General features: G+C 34.9%; 18 protein-coding genes and 3 tRNA genes. 13 read left to right on the top strand and 8 right to left on the bottom strand.

All coding sequences use genetic code 11. The features are described from left to right. Positions 1-2 precede the first annotated feature (2 nt). The 9 genes from ACST15_RS01280 to ACST15_RS01320 all read left to right on the top strand — a co-directional run bounded on the left by ACST15_RS01280 (position 3) and on the right by ACST15_RS01320 (position 10,595). Positions 3-950 (top strand): phosphoribosylaminoimidazolesuccinocarboxamide synthase, encoded by a 948-nt coding sequence (locus tag ACST15_RS01280; RefSeq protein ID WP_459452843.1) that lies wholly within the window; start codon positions 3-5, stop codon positions 948-950. Continuing rightward, positions 940-1,377, top strand: coding sequence for an STAS domain-containing protein (locus tag ACST15_RS01285; protein WP_459452844.1), 438 nt, complete (start codon positions 940-942; stop codon positions 1,375-1,377). The genes ACST15_RS01280 and ACST15_RS01285 overlap by 11 nt, the downstream gene beginning before the upstream one ends. Before the next feature lie 202 nt (positions 1,378-1,579). Further along, entirely contained in the window at positions 1,580-6,148 is a 4,569-nt protein-coding gene (gltB, locus tag ACST15_RS01290) for a glutamate synthase large subunit (RefSeq protein WP_459452845.1), read from the top strand. A 9-nt stretch (positions 6,149-6,157) separates the two neighbouring features. Continuing rightward, positions 6,158-7,654: a glutamate synthase subunit beta gene (locus ACST15_RS01295; protein ID WP_459452846.1), complete on the top strand. Its 1,497-nt coding sequence runs from the start codon at positions 6,158-6,160 to the stop codon at positions 7,652-7,654. 63 nt (positions 7,655-7,717) lie between these two features. Then, positions 7,718-7,804 (top strand) — tRNA-Ser (locus tag ACST15_RS01300). 11 nt (positions 7,805-7,815) lie between these two features. Then, a tRNA-Pro gene (locus ACST15_RS01305) sits at positions 7,816-7,889 on the top strand. Between the two features lie 60 nt (positions 7,890-7,949). Next, positions 7,950-8,023: transfer RNA gene (locus ACST15_RS01310), tRNA-Arg, on the top strand. Between the two features lie 55 nt (positions 8,024-8,078). After that, a complete protein-coding gene (locus tag ACST15_RS01315; RefSeq protein ID WP_459452847.1) occupies positions 8,079-9,377 on the top strand; it encodes a hypothetical protein in 1,299 nt (432 codons plus the stop codon). Between the two features lie 30 nt (positions 9,378-9,407). Further along, positions 9,408-10,595, top strand: coding sequence for a glycosyltransferase (locus ACST15_RS01320; protein ID WP_459452848.1), 1,188 nt, complete (start codon positions 9,408-9,410; stop codon positions 10,593-10,595). Here ACST15_RS01320 and ACST15_RS01325 read toward each other — a convergent pair. Beyond that, entirely contained in the window at positions 10,581-11,717 is a 1,137-nt protein-coding gene (locus tag ACST15_RS01325; protein ID WP_459452849.1) for a glycosyltransferase, read from the bottom strand. The two genes, ACST15_RS01320 and ACST15_RS01325, sit on opposite strands and share 15 nt — an antisense overlap. 188 nt (positions 11,718-11,905) lie before the next feature. Here ACST15_RS01325 and ACST15_RS01330 point away from each other — a divergent pair, with 188 nt between their 5' ends. Genes ACST15_RS01330 through ACST15_RS01340 form a run of 3 tightly spaced genes read left to right on the top strand, consistent with a single transcriptional unit; the run spans position 11,906 to position 14,534 of the window. Next, positions 11,906-12,790, top strand: a complete 885-nt coding sequence (locus ACST15_RS01330) for a glycosyltransferase family 2 protein (RefSeq protein ID WP_459452850.1) — start codon at positions 11,906-11,908, stop codon at positions 12,788-12,790. Next, positions 12,787-13,335: a WcaF family extracellular polysaccharide biosynthesis acetyltransferase gene (locus ACST15_RS01335; RefSeq protein WP_459452851.1), complete on the top strand. Its 549-nt coding sequence runs from the start codon at positions 12,787-12,789 to the stop codon at positions 13,333-13,335. The genes ACST15_RS01330 and ACST15_RS01335 overlap by 4 nt, the downstream gene beginning before the upstream one ends. Before the next feature lie 5 nt (positions 13,336-13,340). Beyond that, positions 13,341-14,534 (top strand): glycosyltransferase family 4 protein, encoded by a 1,194-nt coding sequence (locus ACST15_RS01340; RefSeq protein ID WP_459452852.1) that lies wholly within the window; start codon positions 13,341-13,343, stop codon positions 14,532-14,534. Here ACST15_RS01340 and ACST15_RS01345 read toward each other — a convergent pair. Beyond that, positions 14,524-15,618 carry a glycosyltransferase family 4 protein gene (locus ACST15_RS01345; RefSeq protein WP_459452853.1) on the bottom strand — a complete coding sequence of 365 codons (1,095 nt, stop codon included), beginning with the start codon at positions 15,616-15,618 and terminating at the stop codon, positions 14,524-14,526. The genes ACST15_RS01340 and ACST15_RS01345 overlap by 11 nt on opposite strands. Before the next feature lie 89 nt (positions 15,619-15,707). On the opposite strand from ACST15_RS01345, the gene pheA reads away from it, so the two are divergent. Continuing rightward, complete coding sequence (gene pheA, locus ACST15_RS01350; RefSeq protein WP_459452854.1) at positions 15,708-16,787, top strand: prephenate dehydratase; 1,080 nt, start codon at positions 15,708-15,710, stop codon at positions 16,785-16,787. Here the strand turns inward: pheA and ACST15_RS01355 are convergent. Genes ACST15_RS01355 through ACST15_RS01380 form a run of 6 tightly spaced genes read right to left on the bottom strand, consistent with a single transcriptional unit; the run spans position 16,761 to position 20,842 of the window. Further along, positions 16,761-17,708: a bifunctional riboflavin kinase/FAD synthetase gene (locus ACST15_RS01355; RefSeq protein WP_459452855.1), complete on the bottom strand. Its 948-nt coding sequence runs from the start codon at positions 17,706-17,708 to the stop codon at positions 16,761-16,763. The two genes, pheA and ACST15_RS01355, sit on opposite strands and share 27 nt — an antisense overlap. After that, on the bottom strand, positions 17,692-18,381 hold the full coding sequence (truB, locus tag ACST15_RS01360; protein WP_459452856.1) for a tRNA pseudouridine(55) synthase TruB: 690 nt from the start codon (positions 18,379-18,381) through the stop codon (positions 17,692-17,694). Before truB ends, ACST15_RS01355 begins: the two co-directional genes overlap by 17 nt. Continuing rightward, positions 18,369-19,157, bottom strand: a complete 789-nt coding sequence (locus ACST15_RS01365; protein WP_459452857.1) for an undecaprenyl-diphosphate phosphatase — start codon at positions 19,155-19,157, stop codon at positions 18,369-18,371. Before ACST15_RS01365 ends, truB begins: the two co-directional genes overlap by 13 nt. Continuing rightward, the gene (locus ACST15_RS01370; RefSeq protein ID WP_459452858.1) at positions 19,157-19,369 is read right to left on the bottom strand and encodes a DUF3098 domain-containing protein; all 213 of its coding nucleotides are present in this window, start codon (positions 19,367-19,369) and stop codon (positions 19,157-19,159) included. Before ACST15_RS01370 ends, ACST15_RS01365 begins: the two co-directional genes overlap by 1 nt. Before the next feature lies 1 nt (position 19,370). Further along, positions 19,371-20,255, bottom strand: coding sequence for a cell division protein FtsX (locus tag ACST15_RS01375; RefSeq protein WP_459452859.1), 885 nt, complete (start codon positions 20,253-20,255; stop codon positions 19,371-19,373). Next, positions 20,252-20,842, bottom strand: a complete 591-nt coding sequence (locus tag ACST15_RS01380) for a bifunctional nuclease family protein (RefSeq protein ID WP_459452860.1) — start codon at positions 20,840-20,842, stop codon at positions 20,252-20,254. Before ACST15_RS01380 ends, ACST15_RS01375 begins: the two co-directional genes overlap by 4 nt. Between the last annotated feature and the right edge of the window lie 25 nt (positions 20,843-20,867).

The raw sequence follows: 20,867 nt of genomic DNA on the forward strand, positions 1-20,867 counted from the left end.
GCATGGAAAATAAGGCTCAAGGTCAGTTTAATTTTAAAAACCAAACGGCTTTTTATCGCGGTAAAGTAAGGGATGTATACAGCATCGGAGATGATCGTTTATTGATGATAACTTCGGATCGTATTTCTGCCTTCGATGTTATTTTACCTAGAACTATTCCTTTCAAGGGTCAAGTTTTAAATCAAATAGCAACCTATTTTTTAAATAAAACTAGAGATATTATTCCCAATTGGTTAATTGATACTCCAGATCCAAATGCAGCCTATGGATATAAATGCACGCCCATTCCTATTGAAATGGTAGTTCGTGGATATGTAGCGGGTCATTTATGGAGAGAATATAAAGCAGGAAAAAGAGAAGTTTGCGGTGTATCACTACCTGAAGGGTTAAAAGAAAACGACCGTTTACCTAATCCAATTATTACTCCTACTACGAAAGCCAGTGAAGGTCATGATGAGGATATTTCAATTGAGAAAATATTAGAATTAGGAATAGTTTCTCCTGATATCATGAATCAGTTAAGTCAAAAGGCCTTAGCATTATTTGAACGTGGAACCCAAATGGCCAAGGAAAAGGGATTGATTTTGGTTGATACCAAATATGAATTTGGTATGCTAAACGGAGAAATTATGCTGATGGATGAAATCCACACGCCAGATTCATCCCGCTATTTTTATGCGAATACCTACCAAGAATTACTAGAAAAGGGCTTGGCACAAAAACAACTTTCCAAGGAATTTGTCAGAGAATGGCTAATTGCTAACGGATTTCAAGGAAAAGAAGGTCAACAAGTTCCGACCATTACGGATGCCTTTGTTGAAGAAATTTCCCAGCGATATATCTTGCTATTTGAAGAGATAACTGGTCAAAAATTCAAAAAGGAACCACAAGAAAATTTAGAAGAACGTATATTTAATCACGTAAACCAATATTTAGAAAATGTCAACTAATGCTTTATTTCAACTAGATCAAAACGAAAGTTATGCTTTAATTGATTGGAAAGGAGAAACCTTAGTTCAAAGCAATTATGAAGAATTAGAAAATGTCGTTCGATTGCTTTTCAAGAAAGAATACACCAATATGATATTGAATATCTCCAAGGTAAGCGAATTGGATGGATATGGCGTATCGGCTATTCGAAAAGGAACCAAAATTTGTTCTAATGAATCAGGTTTATTTGTGGTAGTGACGAAAGAAGAATCAGTTGTAGATCGCTTGGATCAAGCGAAAATTGAAAATCTAACGATTCTGAATACAGTAAGAGAAGGAGTTGATGCCATTTATCTAAATGATTTGGAAAATGATTTTGGCGATGAAGACGGTGAAGAGGATAATGAATTTGGTGGAGATTCCTCAGATTACGGTGATGATTATTAAATAATTGCACTCTAACAAGATAATTTATACTTGTTTAGTGATATTTTAATAACAATATTATATTTTGTTTATTCAATGAATTGCCAAATATATTTTTGATTAAATTTGATATTGCCTATATAAATATCAAAATGTTAAGCATTACTGATATTTAATTTTGTTAAGAATTTTTAGTTTATTATTAGAATATTAATAGTTTCTTATGGAAGTCATGAATGAAGAGGGATTGTATCGGAAAGAATTTGAGCACGATGCTTGTGGTATTGGTTTTGTAGCTAGTATGAAAGGCATTAAATCGCATCGAATTGTACAGGATTCAATCAAGATGTTGATTCGCATGGACCACCGTGGTGCTTGTGGTTGTGATCCGAACTCGGGTGATGGAGCTGGTGTATTGGTTCAATTGCCCCATGAATTCTTTTTTGAAGAAACAGCCAAATTAGGTTTTGCTTTACCATCCTTAGGCCAATATGGTGTAGGTATGGTATTCTTTCCAAAGGATGAGACGCTTATTAAAGAGTGTAAAGAGATTATTGAAAGAAAAGCCAAGAAATTAAGCCTACGCATCCTTGGTTACCGACAAGTTCCTGTAAACAATGCTGAAATATTAGGGGCTGATTCTGGAAATGAGGAGCCTTCTATTCAACAATTATTTATAGAAAGACCAGAATCTTGTTTAAGTGAAATTGATTTTGAGAGAAAACTTTATGTTTTCCGTCAATATGTGACTCGTTTATTGAATGAGACAATTGTTCAATTAAACGGCAAGTTTTATTTTGCTTCCTTGTCTTGTCGTACCATTATTTATAAAGGTATGTTGACAACCATGCAAGTTCCAGGGTATTTTGAAGATTTATTCCAAGAGAATTTTACATCAGCTTTGGCTATTGTTCACTCTCGTTTTTCTACCAATACATTCCCAGAATGGAGATTAGCTCAACCATTCCGTTACATTGCTCATAATGGAGAAATTAATACCGTAAAAGGAAACTCTTCATGGATGCAAGCACAATCAGCTTTATTCTCGAGTAAGTACTTTACTCAAGAAGAATTAGACATGATTTTGCCAGTATGTAGCTTGGGGCAGTCCGATTCAGCTATTTTAGATAATGCTATTGAGATTTTATACCTGAGTGGTCGTAGTTTGCCTCATGTTATGATGATGTTGATCCCTGAGGCATGGGATGGCAATGAATCCATGGAAAGCTATAAGAAAGATTTCTATGAGTATCATGCTGCCATGATGGAGCCATGGGATGGTCCAGCTTCTATTTCATTTACAGATGGTAAAATGATTGGAGCAACCTTAGATAGAAATGGATTAAGACCATCTAGGTATTGGGTAACGGAAGATGACCATGTGATAATGGCTTCTGAAGCAGGTGTATTGGATTTGGATCCAGCTACCATTGTTTCAAAAGGTCGTTTACAACCTGGAAAGATGTTTGTCGTGGATATGGAGCAGGGGAGAATTATTCCGGATGAAGAATTAAAGGAGAAGATTTGTCAGCAACAACCTTATGGTCAATGGTTGCGTGAAAATAAAATACGCGTAGAAGATTTACCAGAGGCAGGAAGTGAATACCGCCAGCCTAAGCCGGTAGAGTTAATTTCTCGCCAACAAATTTTTGGATTTACTACGGAAGATATCCGGGTGGTTTTAGCTCAAATGGCTGAAACAGGTAAGGAAGCCTTGGGTTCCATGGGTATTGATACGCCTTTAGCTGTTTTATCAGATAAGGCACAGCATTTATCTAGTTATTTCAAACAACTATTTGCTCAAGTAACCAATCCACCAATTGACCCTATTCGTGAAAGAATGGTTATGTCTTTATTGACAGACATTGGCGGGCTTTCAAACCTATTGGATGAAACTCCGAGTCATTGTAGACAAATTGAAATACAACAACCTGTATTGCGTAACAAAGAGGTTGAAAAGATTCGTTGGATTGATCACGCTAATTTTCAAACTAAATCCATACACATGACATTCCGTGCCTCGGAAGAAACTGGTGTATTGAAAAAGGCGTTAAATAGAATTTGTCAATATGCTGAGGATGCTGTGGATGATGGCTATTCCATCATTTTATTAACCGACCGAGGTATTGATTCTTCACATGCGCCAATCCCTTCACTTTTAGCCTTGGGAGCAGTACATAACCATTTGATACGTACTAAAAAAAGAGCTAAAGTTGGTATCATTATTGAAGCGGGAGATGTTTGGGAAACGCATCATTTTGCAACTTTAATTGGATATGGCGCTTCAGCTATAAACCCTTACATGGCATTTGAGACCATTAAGGCTATGAAGGATAATCGCCTAGTAGACCAAAGTTTATCATACGAAAAGCTAGAATACAATTACATAAAAGCCGTTAATGGGGAATTATTAAAGATTTTCTCTAAAATGGGTATTTCTACATTACAATCGTATCAAGGAGCTCAAATATTTGAAATATTGGGCCTTGGAAAAGATGTTGTAGATAATTATTTCAGTGGTTCTATCTCCAGAATTAATGGGGTAGATTTAGATACCATTGCGAAAGAAGCCCTAATCAAGCATCAGTCGGGTTTTGCTTTGCTGAAATCAGATCACCCAAAATTAGAAGTGGGTGGTATTTACCAATGGAAGCAACGTGGAGAAGAGCATTTATTTAATCCACAAACAATTCACTTGTTGCAACAGTCAACCAAGGTGAACGACTATGCTACTTACAAGAAATATTCCAAGTTAATTGATGACCAAAGTAGGAAGTCAATTACTTTAAGAGGTTTGTTACGTTTCAAAAACACCCAATCAATTTCAATTGATGAGGTTGAACCGATCGAAAATATCTTGAAGCGCTTTGCAACAGGAGCTATGTCATTTGGTTCAATTTCTTATGAGGCCCATACTACCTTGGCCATAGCGATGAATCGTATTGGAGGAAAATCAAATACTGGAGAGGGAGGAGAAGATCCAATTCGTTTCGAAAAAATGAAGAATGGGGATTCTATGAATTCCGCCATTAAGCAAGTCGCATCTGGTCGATTTGGTGTTACAGCCAATTATCTAACCAATGCCGTTGAACTTCAGATTAAGATGGCTCAAGGAGCTAAACCGGGAGAAGGTGGACAATTACCAGGTCATAAAGTTGATGATTGGATTGGTAAAACCCGTCATTCGACGCCAGGTGTTGGTTTAATATCACCTCCGCCTCACCATGATATTTATTCAATTGAGGATCTAGCTCAGCTGATCTTTGATTTAAAAAATGCCAATAGAGCTGCTCGTATTTCGGTTAAATTAGTTTCAGAAGCTGGTGTGGGTACGATTGCTGCGGGTGTTGCCAAAGCTCATGCTGACCATATTTTGATTGCTGGATACGATGGAGGAACAGGTGCTTCACCATTATCATCTATTCGTCATGCAGGTTTACCTTGGGAATTAGGTTTAGCAGAAACACATCAAACTTTAGTGAAAAATAAGTTGAGAGGACGTGTTACTATTCAAACCGATGGTCAAATAAAAACTGGGCGTGATATAGCCATTGCGGCTTTATTAGGTGCTGAAGAATTTGGAGTAGCCACAGCTGCTTTGGTTACTGCGGGTTGTATTATGATGCGTAAATGTCACTTGAATACCTGCCCAGTTGGAGTTGCCACGCAAAATCCAGAATTGAGGGCATTATATACAGGAAAACCAGAACACGTAGTTAATTTATTCCATTTCTTGGCGCAAGAACTACGTGAAATTATGGCTGAATTAGGTTTCCGTAAGATTGAAGATATGATTGGTCGGGTAGATTATTTAAGCATGGCAGACGTTTCCTCGCACTGGAAATTCAAACATGTGGATTTATCACCCATTTTAAAACCATCCAATCCAGGCGAAGGAGTAGCCGTATATAAATCTGAAGAGCAAGATCATGGATTGGCGGATCAATTGGATTGGGAAATTTTAAAAATCGCTCAAGCGGCCATCGATTCGAAAAAGCAAGTTAATGGTGAATTTAACATCATTAATGTCAATCGTTCGGTAGGAACTATTCTTTCCAATGAAATCACTAAAAAATATGGTGATAAAGCATTGCCAGAGGGCTTAATTCATATTAAGTTTAAAGGAACTGCTGGTCAGTCTTTTGGTGCATTTTCTGTCAAAGGTTTAAAATTTGAAATTGAAGGCGATGCCAATGATTACATAGGAAAAGGTCTTTGCGGCGCAACTTTAATTGCATACCCTTCTCCGGCAGCTAAATTTATTGCAGCTGAGAATTCCATTGTAGGAAACGTTTCATTTTATGGTGCAACATCAGGAGAAGCTTATTTAGCTGGTATGGCAGGTGAACGATTCTGTGTTAGGAATTCTGGAGCTAAAGTCGTGGTGGAAGGAATAGGTGATCACGGATGCGAATATATGACTGGTGGACTTGTATTAATTTTAGGATCCACTGGAAGAAACTTTGGGGCAGGAATGTCCGGAGGAGTTGCCTACATTTTAGATGAAAAGAATGACTTTGAAGCTAAAGTAAACCGTGAAATGGTTGAAATATCAGACTTAAATCAAGAGGATGTTCAAATTGTTTCAATGTATTTGGCAAAACATGTGGAGTTAACGGGATCGGTGAAAGGCAAATATGTCATGGACAACTTCAAGTCTATGACCAGTTTGTTCAAAAAAGTATTACCAATCGATTACCGAAATGCCTTATCTAGTAGACACTTAAGTATCACAGATGTGTTGAATGATAAAGACAAAGTATATCAAAATATTAAAGTAGAATTAAACTAATTATTGAAAATGGGGAAGCCAACAGGTTTTTTAGAAGTTGATAGAAAAACCTCTGCGAAGAGAGATGTTTCAGAGCGTATCAATGACTATAAAGAAATTGAATTAATAAATTCATCCGAAGAGACTGAAAAGCAGGCAAGCCGTTGCATGGACTGCGGAACGCCTTTTTGTCATAGCGGGTGTCCTTTAGGTAATATTATACCTGAATTCAATGATGCAGTTTATGAGCAAAATTGGAAATATGCTTACGAAATTTTGAGTTCGACCAATAATTTCCCAGAGTTTACAGGGCGTATTTGTCCAGCACCTTGTGAATCTGCATGTGTATTAGGCATCAATAAACCTCCGGTAACAATTGAATTGATTGAAAAATCAATTATTGAAAAAGCGTATTCTGAAGGTTGGGTAGTTCCATTTGTTCCTACAAAAAGGACAGGAAAGAAAATTGCCATTGTAGGTTCTGGTCCAGCTGGTCTAGCAGGCGCTGCTCAACTGAATAAAGTAGGACACTCGGTAACGGTATTCGAAAGAGCGGACCGTATAGGAGGATTATTACGCTACGGTATTCCTGATTTTAAATTAGATAAATCTGTGGTTGACCGCCGTGTAGCGGTTATGGAAAAGGAAGGAATAGAATTTAAGACCAATGTTCATATTGGAGTAAATTATAAAGTTTCCAAGCTTATCAGTGAATTTGATGCCATTTTGATTGCAACGGGGTCTACAACACCACGTTTAATTTCAACAAAAGGAAGTGATGCCTCTGGTATTTATCCAGCCATGGAATTTTTATCTCAACAAAATAAGCGTAATGCTCAACTTGCCCTTGAGGTAAATCATAAAGGAGAACCTTATACCAACCATAATATTATGGCCACAGGCAAACATGTGGTGGTTATTGGGGGAGGAGATACAGGGTCTGACTGTGTCGGTACATCTAATCGCCATAAAGCTGCCTCTATTACTCAAATTGAAGTAATGCCAAAACCGCCTGTGGATAGAGCAGAAAATACACCTTGGCCAAATTGGCCCAATATGTTACGTACTTCTACTTCACATGAAGAAGGAGCTAATCGTCTTTGGTCTATATCTTTACAAGAATTTATCACCAATGATAAAAATGAATTAGTTGCCCTCAAAATTGGTGATATCACCTACGATATGTCCCAGGGAAAGATGGAACAAAAAGTAGAAAATATCCGTGAAATCCCTTGTGATTTAGCTTTAATTGCAGCTGGATTTTTACACACTGACCATGGTAATTTATTTCAGGAATTAACTGAAGCTGGAATTTCGGCTGACGAAAGAGGAAATATTGTAGCCAATGGAAACTATCAATCTGCTCAAGAAAAGATATTTGTGGCAGGTGATGCTAGACGTGGACAATCACTTGTAGTATGGGCTATTTCAGAAGGAAGAGAAGCTGCAAGAAATATCGATCAGTTTTTAATGGGTCAAACTAGCTTGGAAGGAAAAAGTGTTTCAAGTTTCGATATTTTTAAATAAAATTTCATTTTTGAATTTCGATATTCAAAAAAAATTACTACATTTGTGCTCTCTTAAATGCTAGGAGAGATGCCTGAGAGGCCGAAAGGAACAGTTTGCTAAACTGTCGTACTGGTAACGGTACCGAGGGTTCGAATCCCTCTCTCTCCGCAGTGTTTTTTCGGGGTGTAGCGTAGCCCGGTATCGCGCTTGGTTTGGGACCAAGAGGTCGTAGGTTCGAATCCTGCCACCCCGACAACATAGTCAATTTATTTAACAGTGCTTGCACCAAGAATAAATTGACTATTTATTTTTAGGTTCCGTAGCTCAGTTGGATAGAGCAACTGCCTTCTAAGCAGTAGGTCTTTGGTTCGAATCCAAACGGAATCACAAAAGTCTTAGACTTTCAAATCGTATCAATCATTTCTAGCCTTCCTTCAAAGCGTTGACCATTAAGCAAATCACCTTGGTTAAAAATGCGATAGGAATATTGATATTCTGGATTGCTCCTCCATTAATTTATTTTTTCAAAGAAACGCTAGGCTTCGGCGGTGGATCTGTATTCACTGGAGCTGTATATGTTTTTGGCTTGATTTTAATGCTCAATCATTTTCATGCCAAAGTCGGGCATAGACCCAATACCTTTCTATTATTACTAGGAGGAACATTTTTTAGTGTAGCCATGATTTATTTCTTTTTAATGAATAAAGAAATGACCATGTTCAATACCGACCTCATTAATTTTGCCTTAATTTTTGGTTTTCTTTTTTCTTTATTAAGGGTTGATAATCAAGTGCAAAAGTATTTACCTGTGCTTATTCTAATGATTACCTTTTTAACGAGCTGTGCCTTAATTTACTCCGTAGCTACAAATCCCAATTACGTATTTGGTACGCGCGCTACCGTACAATACACGAGTAAAACAACCGAAAACTTTACAGGGAATCCCTATATCTACAGTAGAAATGGTTTAGCTGGTTTTTTAATTTCCTTTTTAATCATCAATAGGAGTTGGGATTCCATCAAGGTACCTCATGTTTATTTAACACGTTTATTAGCTCATATCAATGTGTGGTTTAGTTTAATTGTAATCATTTTAACTCAAACAAGGGCGACCATATTAACACTTTTAATGGCAATTCCATGTATGTTGTTTTTTATGGTTCCAGTGAAAAGTATTTTTACCCATGTTAAAAGACAATCCTACATTTTCTACGCATTGCTAATAGGAAACTTATATTATTTTGCCTCCAAATTAAGGATAATAGAACTATTTGATTCTTATTATAATACCTTCTTCAACCTGTTTATTCGTGCTATGAGCACGGGTGTAACCTTAGGTAAAAGTTCAGAGGTTGATGAATCAGCCATGGGGCGTGTCAATAATATTAACTACATCAAACAGCTTTGGAATACCAGTAAGATCGATTTCGTTTTTGGTCATGGTTATCGTTTTAGATATATCGATATCCCGATGCTTGAATCTTTGGTGAATTTTGGGGTTTTTGGATTCATTTTATTTGCAGGTTTTCATATTGCTTTTTTATATTTTGCCTATCGTTGCTTTAAATCTCAAATTATATTTCAAAACTTCATTGGCCTTTTTTATTTAAACACCTTTGTCGGAATGTTTACTTCTGGAAGACCTATGGACTTTGCTTACTGGGTTTCATTTTTAATATTTATTCGATTTATGAATGTGGAAATGGTTAAGGATAAAAACGAATTAAAATCTGAATATTAAACCTGATTTTCTTAACTGCACTTGCATCAAATGTCTGCTCCAAAAAGAGTTTTACAGGTTTCCCCAGCATATTATCCTGCTATATCAATAGGAGGGCCCATATTTACTAATTTAACTTTTTCGAAAGCTTTAGAAGATGTTGATTGTCAAATTGAAGTGCTAACCACTACACAAGGACTTACCGAAGAACAAAAGGCTCAAATAACCGTAGGTCAACTTTCCACAACTGAATTTAGTTACCCCATTTGGCGTTTCCCTTATATAGGGTATTCCAATTATACCTTTTCGCCTGGACTGTTTTTTTGGTTATTTAAGCATGTAAAACGCTTTGATTTAGTGGTAATGCAGGCTGTTTGGAATTTCCCTATCATGGCGGCCTATTTAGCATGTAAGTGGCATAAGATCCCTTTTTTTATAATTCCCCACGGTAGTTTATATGATGAAACCTTTCATTTAAAATCTTCCAAAGTAAAAAAGTTTTTCTTAGCTTTATATGTCAAAAAAATGTTAATTGAGGCCAAACGAGTACTATTTTCTACAAGAGATGAATCTCTAAAGGTGAATAAATTCTTATCTATTCCTATCAAATCAAGTATAGTTCCTAATATAGTTGATGTAGAAAATTTCAACCTACTACCAGCCAAGGGCACCTTCCGGCAAAAATTTGGCCTTGACGAAGATCAAATCATCCTAACCCACTATGGTCGAGTTACCATTAAAAAAGGAATCAACTACGTGCTTGATGTATTACCGGAATTAATTAAGCAATATCCTAAAGTTCTTTACGTAATAGCAGGATCAGATGAAGGAAATTATGTACAGGAACTTCAGGATATTATTCAAAAAAACAATCTTGAAAAGCATGTAGTATTTACAGGTTTATTATCCCCGGAAGAAGGGAAGGAACTTTTAGTTGACACTCAAATTTTTGTTTTACCCTCGCTTTCAGAGAATTTCGGCATGTCCGTAGTCGAAGCACTATTGTGTGGTGCATCTGTCATCATTTCGGAACATGTTGGTATAGCTTTAGACTTGCAAGAAGCCGGTGGCGCCAAAGTAATTAAACTTAATGACCAATCTTTATTTGAGGCAATCTATAGCCTGCTTGAAAATACAAACGAAAGGGAAAAAATGGCTCAAATGGGTAGAGAATTTGTCATTCAAAATTATTCCTACCAAGCCGTTGAAAAGCAATTAACTCAATTAATTCATGGTTAAGGTTCGAAAACCTTGATACATTTCCTGAGCTAATTTATCGACATCAAAAATCTTGGAATTTTTAATTGAATTTTGCTGGAGATTTCCAGCTCGATTGGGATAATCTTTTAAAAAATCTTTAATCCTATTCCTTTCTTGTAAATCATCTAATTTACTAATAACCAGACCATTGAAACCATCGATAACTAAATCATTGGCGCAACCACAGGCTTCTGTGCAAATCACAGGCTTTCCTAATTCTTGTGCTTCATTGGCTACCATTCCCCAAGTTTCAGCCTTGGAAACTAAAACTAAACAGGTCGCATGTTGGTATAAATTTGCTAATTCATTCCAAGCAACTGTACCCAATAAATCAACATTGGTAATCTTTTCTACATGAATCTTGGATGCTAATTCCTTGAACAAAGGACCATTGCCAGCCATTTTTAACTGATAGGGCAACTCCTTCATTAAATCCAACAATCCAAATAAATTTTTCTCTTCGGACAAACGGCCTACGTAGAGCAGGTAAGGTTTTATATTTTCTTTTGAATGATTCGTGTTTAAAAGAATTTGCTCCTTGAATTTTACTTTATCAAAGGAATTTAAAAAAGAAAGAATTTTATTCTTAGCTACACCCGCCCGAAATAGAAATTGGTTTGAATTTAAACCATAGCTAAAATAAGCATTAGTCAACTTAAAAATAGCCGATTTAATAGCGGATTTGATGGTATAAATCAGGACGTTTTGATGTTCTGATTGATTTCTAACCGACTCAATGGTCATTACGGTTTTAATTCCTAATAATTTACAGAGTAATAAAGTCGGTAGTGCGGCTGCCTCAGCATAACCAGTAAAATTGATCACATCTGGTTTAAATTGAAATATAGCTTTCACCCAAGAATAAGCTACTTTCCAAGAGGATATACTTTGTAGAGGTTGAGTACTAATCAGTTTTACAGGGAATTTGTAGGGATAATTATCCAAATCAAAATTGACTAAATCCTCTCTTCCTGATTCAGTAATGGTGGTTTCAAGTACTAATAATTCATCATTATTTTTGTTACAAATGTCAGCTACTTTTTCAAATACAACTGATTTGTACTGGGACCATAAAAGATTATGAAATATTAGAATTCTCATAAGATGAATTTCAAAAACAAAACTAATCCCTTTTTTAATCAAGGCAAAGATTACTCAGGTAATATTATGTCACATGATGAAGTGATACGGCGCTGAATTAGAAATAAGCTAATTCTCAATAATAAATCTTAAATTGCATATTGATTAGCATGGAGCATTTATTTGAATAAATTAGAATTTCTTTTCCTTTGAAAAAGTCAATTAGTGTGTTGTTACTTACCTATAATGAAGAAATTCATTTAGAGAGATGTATACAAAATGTTCAAAAACTAAGTGATCAAATATTCATCATAGATTCCTTTTCTACAGATAATACGCTGGCCATAGCTGAAAAATATAGCATACCAGTAGTGCAAAATAAATTCATTCACCATGCCAATCAAATTAACAGGGCATTGGAAATATACCCATTCGAAACAGACTATATCATTCGAGTAGATTGCGATGAATTATTGAGTGATTCATTGATTTCAGAGATTAAAGATTGTTTGAATGATGAGGCTTTTGATTCCATCAATGGTTTTTATATGCAAAGAAAGGTATTCTTTATGGGAGGAATAATCCATTATGGTATGACTAACCCTATTTGGTTACTTCGCATTTGGAAAAGGGGCGAGGGGAAATGTGACGATAAATGGATGGACGAAAAAATCATTTTGAATGAGCCATCAACCTACAATTTAAAGAATTTGATCATTGACCATAATTTGAACAATCTAACATGGTGGACTCAAAAACATAATTTATATGCCAATAGAGAGTCAATCGAAGTATTAAAACATCGGTATTTGCAGGCGGATCAAATCAAAGATAAATTACCACTGAAAGACTTAGTTGTTCATTTGTTAAAATCATTTTACAACAAAAGTCCTATTTTTGTACGTTCTATTCTACTGTTTCATTATTCCTATTTTTTTAGATTAGGTATATTAGACGGAATAAGGGGTTTAATGTGGAATGTACTTCAAGTATTTTGGTATCGCTTTTTAGTAGATGCTAAGGTGTATGAATTTGAAAATTCACATAATTTTGAAAAAGATAAAATCAAAGAAGCCTTAAAAGAAATCGTTTGAAAACAGATTTAAGCACATTTACAGGGGAGGGATCACCGGGAATACAGGCCAAGCTGATGTATTTTCTTTGGCTTATATTTTCGAATGTGTTTTTTTTAACCAATATTCCATATCCCAATAGATTAAAAGTAAATTTGTTGCGTTTATTTGGAGCTAGAATCGGAGATCATGTTGTCATTAAACCTTGGGTAAAAATTAAATTTCCTTGGAAATTACAAGTAGGAAATTACGTTTGGATAGGCGAGGAAGCCTGGATTGACAATTTATCCGAAGTGATTATTTATGACCATGCATGTATTTCGCAAGGGGCTTTATTAATCACAGGGAATCATGATTATAAAAAATCATCCTTTGATTTAATAACGAGAAATATTGTAATAGAAGAAGGTGCTTGGATAGGAGCAAAATCCATGGTAAGTGGAGGGGTGAGAGTTGGATCCCATAGTGTTCTGACTGTTGGATCATTTACAAGTAAAGATTTAGCGCCTTATACCATAAATCAAGGTAATCCGGCCCAAGTAGTTAAACATAGAGAAATAAGCTAAGTACAATGAATGAATATTTACACCTATTAAGTAATAAAGAGTTTCAAATCATTGTTTCCTTTATTGTTTCGATTGTAGTGACGGTGACAGCAATTCCTGTCATTATTAACATTTCGAAATTAAAGGATTTGATGGCAGAAATAGAGCTCAGAAGTTCTCATGAAGAACTTACCCCAACCTTGGGTGGAGTAGCCATTTTTGCCGCTACTTTAATCAGTTATTTCATCTGGGATAATCCCAATGAGGGCCATGAGATACATTTGGCCGTGGCTGCCTTGATCATATTATTCTTTTTAGGAATTAAAGATGACATCTTAATTTTATCCCCTAAAAAGAAGCTATTTATTCAAATTGCAGCAGCCTTATTATTAATTACATTTGGTGATTTACGCATCTCGACTTTCTTTGGCTTATTCAACATCCACCATATTCCATACATCTTCAGTATTGCATTTACATTGTTTATTATCATTGCAATCATTAATGCCATCAATTTATTAGATGGGATTGATGGCCTTGCGGGAACAGTAGGATTCGTTGCTTCTGCTGTATTTGCTTATTTATTTTATAGTTTAGGTTTATTTGCTTTGGCCACTTTGGCTTTGTCATTAGCCGGTTCATTGGTAGGTTTTTTACGATTCAATTGGTCCACCAAAAACAAAATTTTCATGGGCGATACGGGTTCCATGATATTAGGATTTCTATTAGCGTTTTTTGCAGTAAAATATATTGTTTTCAATAGTTCATACATCTATGATCCAAGACTAGTAAAAGACGCTCCAATATTAACCATCATCATTTTACTACTACCACTTTTTGACACATTGCGGATGTTCATCATTCGTATATCGACAGGTGTCTCACCTTTTAAAGGAGATCGCAAACACTTACATCATATATTAATAGATAATGGATTTAGTCATTTTGGTGCTACCATGATTTTAATTTCCTTTAACATATGTGTGTTGGTGATTTACTCTTTCATACGCCATCAATATTCCAACCATGAAGTGTTATTTGGCTTGCTTTTAACCTTTTTACTGTACTGCTATATCGCCTATATTTTATCTAAAAATATAGATGCCAATACGGTGGATCGTTTGAAGTATACTAAAATAGATAAGGTAAAGAGGCTACAATTGGTGGAAGAAAAAAAGAATACCAATTTATCTGGAAACCAGCCTCCTGTTAGAGATTAGGGGAATTAGATAGAACTTCTTCTAACTTTTGACATTCAGATTGAATAATAAAGCTAGACAAGCTTTCACGCATCTTTCCTTGATCAAATACTTGATCTAATAGAGAATTTAAGGCAGTTGCTAATGTTGCTGGTCTAAAATCCTGGCATAATATTCCGTTAGTAGAATTAACAGACAGGCTAGAGCCTCCAGAATTGGTTGCTAAGACAGGAACACCGCAATAAATAGACTCCATAGCCACCAAGCCCATACTCTCTTCTCTAGAACAAGTAATAAAAGCATCAGCACTAGCTAAAATTTCATAATACGCTTGAGGTTGTACATTATCTAAAAATTGAACAGCTGGATATATGCCAGTGTTCATTTGTCTGCGAATTAACTCTGCATAACCATTGTTAGCCCATTTTCCCAACCAAATAAATTCAAATTCGTCGGCTTTAAATGATTTACTTATTTGAAGGAAAATATCTACTCCTTTTCGATAACAAACTGTACCTGATGAAACAATACGTTTTTTGTTTAAAGGCTTCTTGAAATAATTAACGAGGCATTGATCAATGAATTCCTTATTAATTCCAGATTGAAATATAAAACTAGGACCGCTAAAAATGGGGGCAAAGAAACTTTGAACCAATTCAGAACAAGTTACCAAACAATCTACATGTTCAAAAATGCGCTGACAATCTTTGATTTCCAGTTGTTCAAAATTGTATAAATATTCATGCACATGTAAAAATACACTCACCTTAAACTGTTTTTTAAATTGTAAAAGGAAAGCATTTTGTATGGTATTGATATACCAAACATCCGCCTGAAAAACACTTTGAATTTTGGATAATCGTTGAGACACGATATCCTGACCTGCATGAAATTTAATCTTATCCCACAAAGAAAAATGCGTATCTAAATAAAAGACTTGGATATGCGGGGATAAATGACTCGTTAAGGCTCCATTTCTTTCCAAAAGAACTAGCCCTACCTCAAATCTATCGGAATCAATTTGATGTAGAATATCAAATAAAACTATTTCTGCACCAGTACGATTTAGATTACTAGAGAAGAATAATATTTTCTTTTTTGACATTCCACAAAATTAAAATGAGGTATTGAGCAGAAAAACTTCGACTACTGATCAAAATTAGTAATTTTGAGCTGCATTGAAAATTATCCCGAATGAAAAGCATACAACAATTAAGAGAAAACATAGATTCCATTGACGATTCAATCCTAAAATTGCTCGTAGAACGCATGGAGTTTGTAGAGGAGATAGGAAGATTAAAAAGAGAAAACAATACCGTTATTTATCATCCTGATAGAGAAAAAGAAATTGTAGATCGATTGGCATCCAAATACACGGGAAAATTAAGTAAAGCGGCCATTGAAGCTATATTTTTAGAAATATTTGGTGTATCTAGAAACTTAGAATTACCAGAAATAATTTCTTTTTTAGGCCCAGAGGGTAGCTTTACGCATCAAGCTGCAGAAAGTAGATTTGGAGCAGTGGCAGACTATATCTCATTACCTTCCATTCGCTCAGTATTTGATTCGGTTGAGACGGGCAGAGCTAAGTATGGTGTGGTACCCATTGAAAATAATCAAGAGGGGATGGTCAAAGAAACCATGGACCTATTAAATGAGAGAAATTTATTCATCATTTCAGAAATCATAATCCCCGTAAATTTCTGTTTGGCATCTAAAGAAAATTCCATTCATCAAATACAAAAGATATATTCCAAGGATATTGCATTCCAACAGTGTAAAGGATTTTTGCAGGATTACTTTAATCACAAACCAGAAGATTTCTTTGTACAAGTAGATTCGACGTCAAAAGCGGCCAAATTAGCCGTTGAGGATACTAAAGCCGCAGCATTATGTTCACATATTGCAGCAAAAATTTATTCATTACCTATTTTATTTGATAATATCCAAGACAGTGAAGCGAATCAAACTAGATTCTTCATTATTTCAAAAGTAGAAAATCTAAAGAAAACGGATAAGGATAAAACAAGCTTAGCTGTTAAATTAAAGCATGACGATAAACCAGGTGCTTTATTATCCCTCTTAAAAGACTTCGAAGATGTACAAATAAACTTGTTAAAGATTGAATCTAGACCTCAAAAAGATACCCACGAGTTTAAGTTTTGGTTCTTTATTGACATTGAGGGCAATAAATTAGATGAAAATGTACAGCAGATTCTAGAAAAAAGAAAAGACGAAATTATTTTCTTAGGAAGTTATATGAACCTTTGCTAATTGCTTTTTAGCAAAAGCTGCATCTTGGGATATTTGATTCATCAATTCTTGTAGAGATGAGAATTTTTTTTCATCTCTAATTTTTTCAAGCAATTCTACCTCCACTTGTTGGTCATAGATATCTTCATGAAAATCAAACAAATGCGTTTCGATGGATATGTAAGTATCCTGGGTGATGGTGGGTCTTTTACCGATATTGCTTACCCCTCCAAAAACCCGACCATTCCATTTCATTATACTGACATATACACCCAAACTAGGTATTAACTTGTCTTTATCATCAAGGGACAAATTAGCTGTGGGATATCCCAATTCACGACCTTGATGATTACCATGTATGATTTTTCCACGTAAGGAATAATTTCTACCTAGCATGGTATTGGCCTTGACTAAATTTCCCTGACCAATATATTCTTTAATCAAGGATGAACTTATTATTTCATCACCTAATTTGGCTACGTCCACCGAATATGCTTGAATTTGATTGGTATAATACTGATTGACGAAATCAACAGATCCTTTTCTCTGGTATCCAAAACGATTATCGTAACCTAGAACTAAATCACTTATTCCAAATTTGGCTATAAGAATATCTTCTATGAAATTTTCAGCTGGTAAATGCGCGATATAATGATCAAATGGGATCATAAATAAATAGTCTATAGCTAATGAGGCTATCCAATCTACTTTTTCTATATCGGGACTTAATAAACTATTTTCCGAAATATTATTGGGATTAAAATAGGAGGAGGGGTGGTTACTAAAAGAAATAACGATGGAATTAATTCCTTTATCCTTGGCAATGTTCACGCATTCTGATAATACTTTAGCATGACCTAAATGCACACCATCAAACATTCCAATGGTAATAACGGATTGTTTGATAAAAGCCTTATCAGGAAAATTATAAAAGTATTTCATACTGCTCTGCACTAAATTTCTCGATGGATTGAGCCTTATCGAGACAATAATCTCCTATTTGACTTCTAACTAGTTCTTTTAAATAAGCGCCAGAATTTAAGAAAAAACCAAAATCCCTCACCATACTTCGAATGTAGGTTCCTTTGGAACAAGTTATGTTAAACTTGATTTCGGGAAAATGAGTAGTATCTATTTCAAATTCATATACGCTAGCTTGGCGAATTTTTATTTCAACGTCCTTTTCAGTCAAACCTTTCCTAGCTTGAACATACAAACGTTGACCATTTTGTTTAACAGCTGAATAAATAGGAGGGATTTGTTGAATTTCACCCAGTAAGGATTGTCTTGCTTTTTCCAATAATTCAGGAGTAATATGATCAATTGGATACTCCTCATCAAAATCTGTTTCCAAATCAATGGATGGTGTCGTTTTTCCTAAAACAAATGAACCGGTATAGGTTTTCGGAAGTGACTGGAAATACTCAATTTTTTTGGTGTACTTTCCAACACATATAATCAAAAGACCAGAGGCTAATGGATCTAAGGTACCTGCATGACCTATTTTCTTAAACTTACCCATGTTTCTGATTTTACGAACAGCATCAAAGGAAGTCCAAGTTTTGGGCTTATCTATTAAATAGAATTTATCTTCAACTGGAATTAAATCATCCACAAGTATAATGCTAAAAAGATACCAGCCAAAACTCGATAATAACCAAAGAATTTAAAGCCATATTTATTTACTAGATCCACCATCCACCGAATTGTTACTAGCGCAATAATAAAACTAATAACAGCCCCAATTAGTAAAGAAATACTATTGGTAGGATTTAAAATAACATCTAAATCATGGCGGTAATCCAAAAGTTTCTTGGCACATGCTCCTAAAATAGTAGGAATACCCAACAAAAATGAAAATTCGACAGCAGCACGGTGATTTAATCCAACTAAACGTCCTCCGATAATGGATGCTCCTGAACGAGAAACTCCAGGAATCATAGCCAAACACTGGTATAAGCCTATTTTAATGGATTGAGGAATGGACATGTTTTCAATATTGTCATGTTGATGATCCTTGTCTTTCACCCAATCGTCAATTTTAATCAATAGTAGGCCTCCTACTACCCATGAGGCAGCGATGAACCAATAACCCTGAAATAATGATTCTAAGAGATCATCTAATAATACACCAAATATGGCTGCTGGTATAAAAGAAGCAATGATATATTTATAAACGCGAAAAGATTGAAAAAGACGTTTAAAATAAAGAAAAGGAACAGCTGCAATAGCCCCTAATTGAATAAAAACCGTAAAAAAATTCAGGTATTTAGAGGGCTCTATGCCTAATAACTTTTCAGCTACAATAATGTGAGCAGTAGAAGAAACTGGTAAAAACTCACTTAAACCCTCTACAATGCCTAGCACAATTGCCTCAAAAAATTGATTCATTATTTCTTGATTTTAAACAAAGAAAAAATGGGGAGAATTACGCCTATTAATACTAAAATAGGGCCTAAGGTGATTCCCAAAAATCCAAAGCCAAAGGGTTCTTTATCCAAAGTCATGACAAAAAAACCTAGAATCATGATGCAAAGTCCAGCAACCAAAATTAAAATATCTTTTCGGTTTAAGGGTAGATTGGAATTAGTTGGATTAGCCATATTAAAATAAGTTAGTGTGTTGAATCTTCAAGTAACGATTCAATGAAAAATAGGTGGAAATAACACTAAATAAGGAAGAACTAAGAACAGCTAAGAGAAACAACTGTAGCTGGTTATTTAAATCAAAAAACAGAAAACTAGTCTCGGGTAAACTTTGAATAAAATAATAGAATACCCCATTGGAAACTAGATAGCCTAAACCACCGCCCAACAATCCCAATAATAAGGAATTCAATAAATAAGGTTTACGAATAAAGGCATTGGTTGAACCCAATAATTGCATTGTTTTGATTAAAACCCTATTGCTGTGAATATTTAATCGAATATAATTGGATAATTGTAGGTAGATAAAAGCACTCAACAGAACAATAAAAACTAAAATAATCCAGCCGACATGCTTGATTTTTGACAAAAAAGAATCTAAAAAAGCATTCGGGTAAGTGACTTCATAAACACCTGGAAAATTCTTTAATTCAGCGGCTATTTTTTCAAAAGATTTACCTGATTTAAATTCCTCACTAATACTTAATACAAATAGGTTTTTAAATGGATTATCTTCTCCTAACAGGTCTTGGTAATTTTCGTGATTTGATTTTAAAAAATCAGCAGCAATTTTATCTTTGGAAACAAAGGCAATTTCTTTTTTGCTACCTAAATTTTGAACAAAAGGCTTTTTAGCTAATAATTTATACGATTCAATTAATTGTTGACTATTAAGAGAATCCTCCATGTAAACGTATATTTTCATTTGCGATTTAATATCATCTCCCCAGGATTTAATTCCTACGAACAATTGAAAGAAAACGCAAATTATAAAGGCCAAACTAGAAATAGAGAAAATCAACAAGAGGTTGGTTGAACTCGGTTTAGCTTTAGAATATTTCATTTTTGTTTATTTAATATTTCAATTTGATCTCTTAATCTAGCTGCTTCTTCATAATTTTCATCAACCAATGCTTTTTCCAATAAACCTTCTAATTCGGATAAGCTAAGGGAATTAGGTTGGTAAACAGGAATATCCACGGAATAGGAGAGGTCTTCATCCGATTCCTCTTCTTCCTCATCTGGTATGCAAATGGATTTAAGTAAACTTTCTTTGATAAAAATATTTTTTTGAGCACGGAGTGCTAGGGCAATGGAATCACTTGGCCGAGCATCTATTTCAATAAGCGAACCATCCTGAAAAAATTCGATTTTGGCATAGAAAATACCTTCTTTAAAATCAGTAATTAACACACGATTTAAATCCAAATTTGATTTTTCGATGACTTGAATAAATAAATCGTGTGTTAATGGCCTACTAGTTTGAATTTGCTCAAGATAAACAGAAATAGCCTGCGCTTCCTGATTACCTATGACAATGGGAAACCTTAGGTTTGGATAATCTTCTGATTGTAAGAGCAAAATAAAAGAACTTGCTCCCACGGAACTAGGAGATACTGAAACTATACTTAATTTTAAATAATCGTTCAAGGCTACATTTTAAAAAACAAATGTA

The sequence above is a fragment of the Aquirufa sp. Wall-65K1 genome (genome assembly GCF_054558475.1).

Excerpts from the sequence above, each read along its gene's own strand:
- ACST15_RS01345 (WP_459452853.1), bottom strand. The coding sequence starts at position 15,618 with ATGTCAAAAAAGAAAATATTATTCTTCTCTAGTAATCTAAATCGTACT.
- ACST15_RS01365 (WP_459452857.1), bottom strand. The coding sequence starts at position 19,157 with ATGAATCAATTTTTTGAGGCAATTGTGCTAGGCATTGTAGAGGGTTTA.
- ACST15_RS01370 (WP_459452858.1), bottom strand. The coding sequence starts at position 19,369 with ATGGCTAATCCAACTAATTCCAATCTACCCTTAAACCGAAAAGATATT.
- ACST15_RS01375 (WP_459452859.1), bottom strand. The coding sequence starts at position 20,255 with ATGAAATATTCTAAAGCTAAACCGAGTTCAACCAACCTCTTGTTGATT.
- ACST15_RS01340 (WP_459452852.1), top strand. The coding sequence starts at position 13,341 with ATGAATGAATATTTACACCTATTAAGTAATAAAGAGTTTCAAATCATT.
- ACST15_RS01320 (WP_459452848.1), top strand. The coding sequence starts at position 9,408 with ATGTCTGCTCCAAAAAGAGTTTTACAGGTTTCCCCAGCATATTATCCT.
- ACST15_RS01295 (WP_459452846.1), top strand. The coding sequence starts at position 6,158 with ATGGGGAAGCCAACAGGTTTTTTAGAAGTTGATAGAAAAACCTCTGCG.
- gltB (WP_459452845.1), top strand. The coding sequence starts at position 1,580 with ATGGAAGTCATGAATGAAGAGGGATTGTATCGGAAAGAATTTGAGCAC.
- ACST15_RS01325 (WP_459452849.1), bottom strand. The coding sequence starts at position 11,717 with ATGAGAATTCTAATATTTCATAATCTTTTATGGTCCCAGTACAAATCA.
- ACST15_RS01280 (WP_459452843.1), top strand. The coding sequence starts at position 3 with ATGGAAAATAAGGCTCAAGGTCAGTTTAATTTTAAAAACCAAACGGCT.
- ACST15_RS01285 (WP_459452844.1), top strand. The coding sequence starts at position 940 with ATGTCAACTAATGCTTTATTTCAACTAGATCAAAACGAAAGTTATGCT.
- pheA (WP_459452854.1), top strand. The coding sequence starts at position 15,708 with ATGAAAAGCATACAACAATTAAGAGAAAACATAGATTCCATTGACGAT.
- ACST15_RS01355 (WP_459452855.1), bottom strand. The coding sequence starts at position 17,708 with ATGAAATACTTTTATAATTTTCCTGATAAGGCTTTTATCAAACAATCC.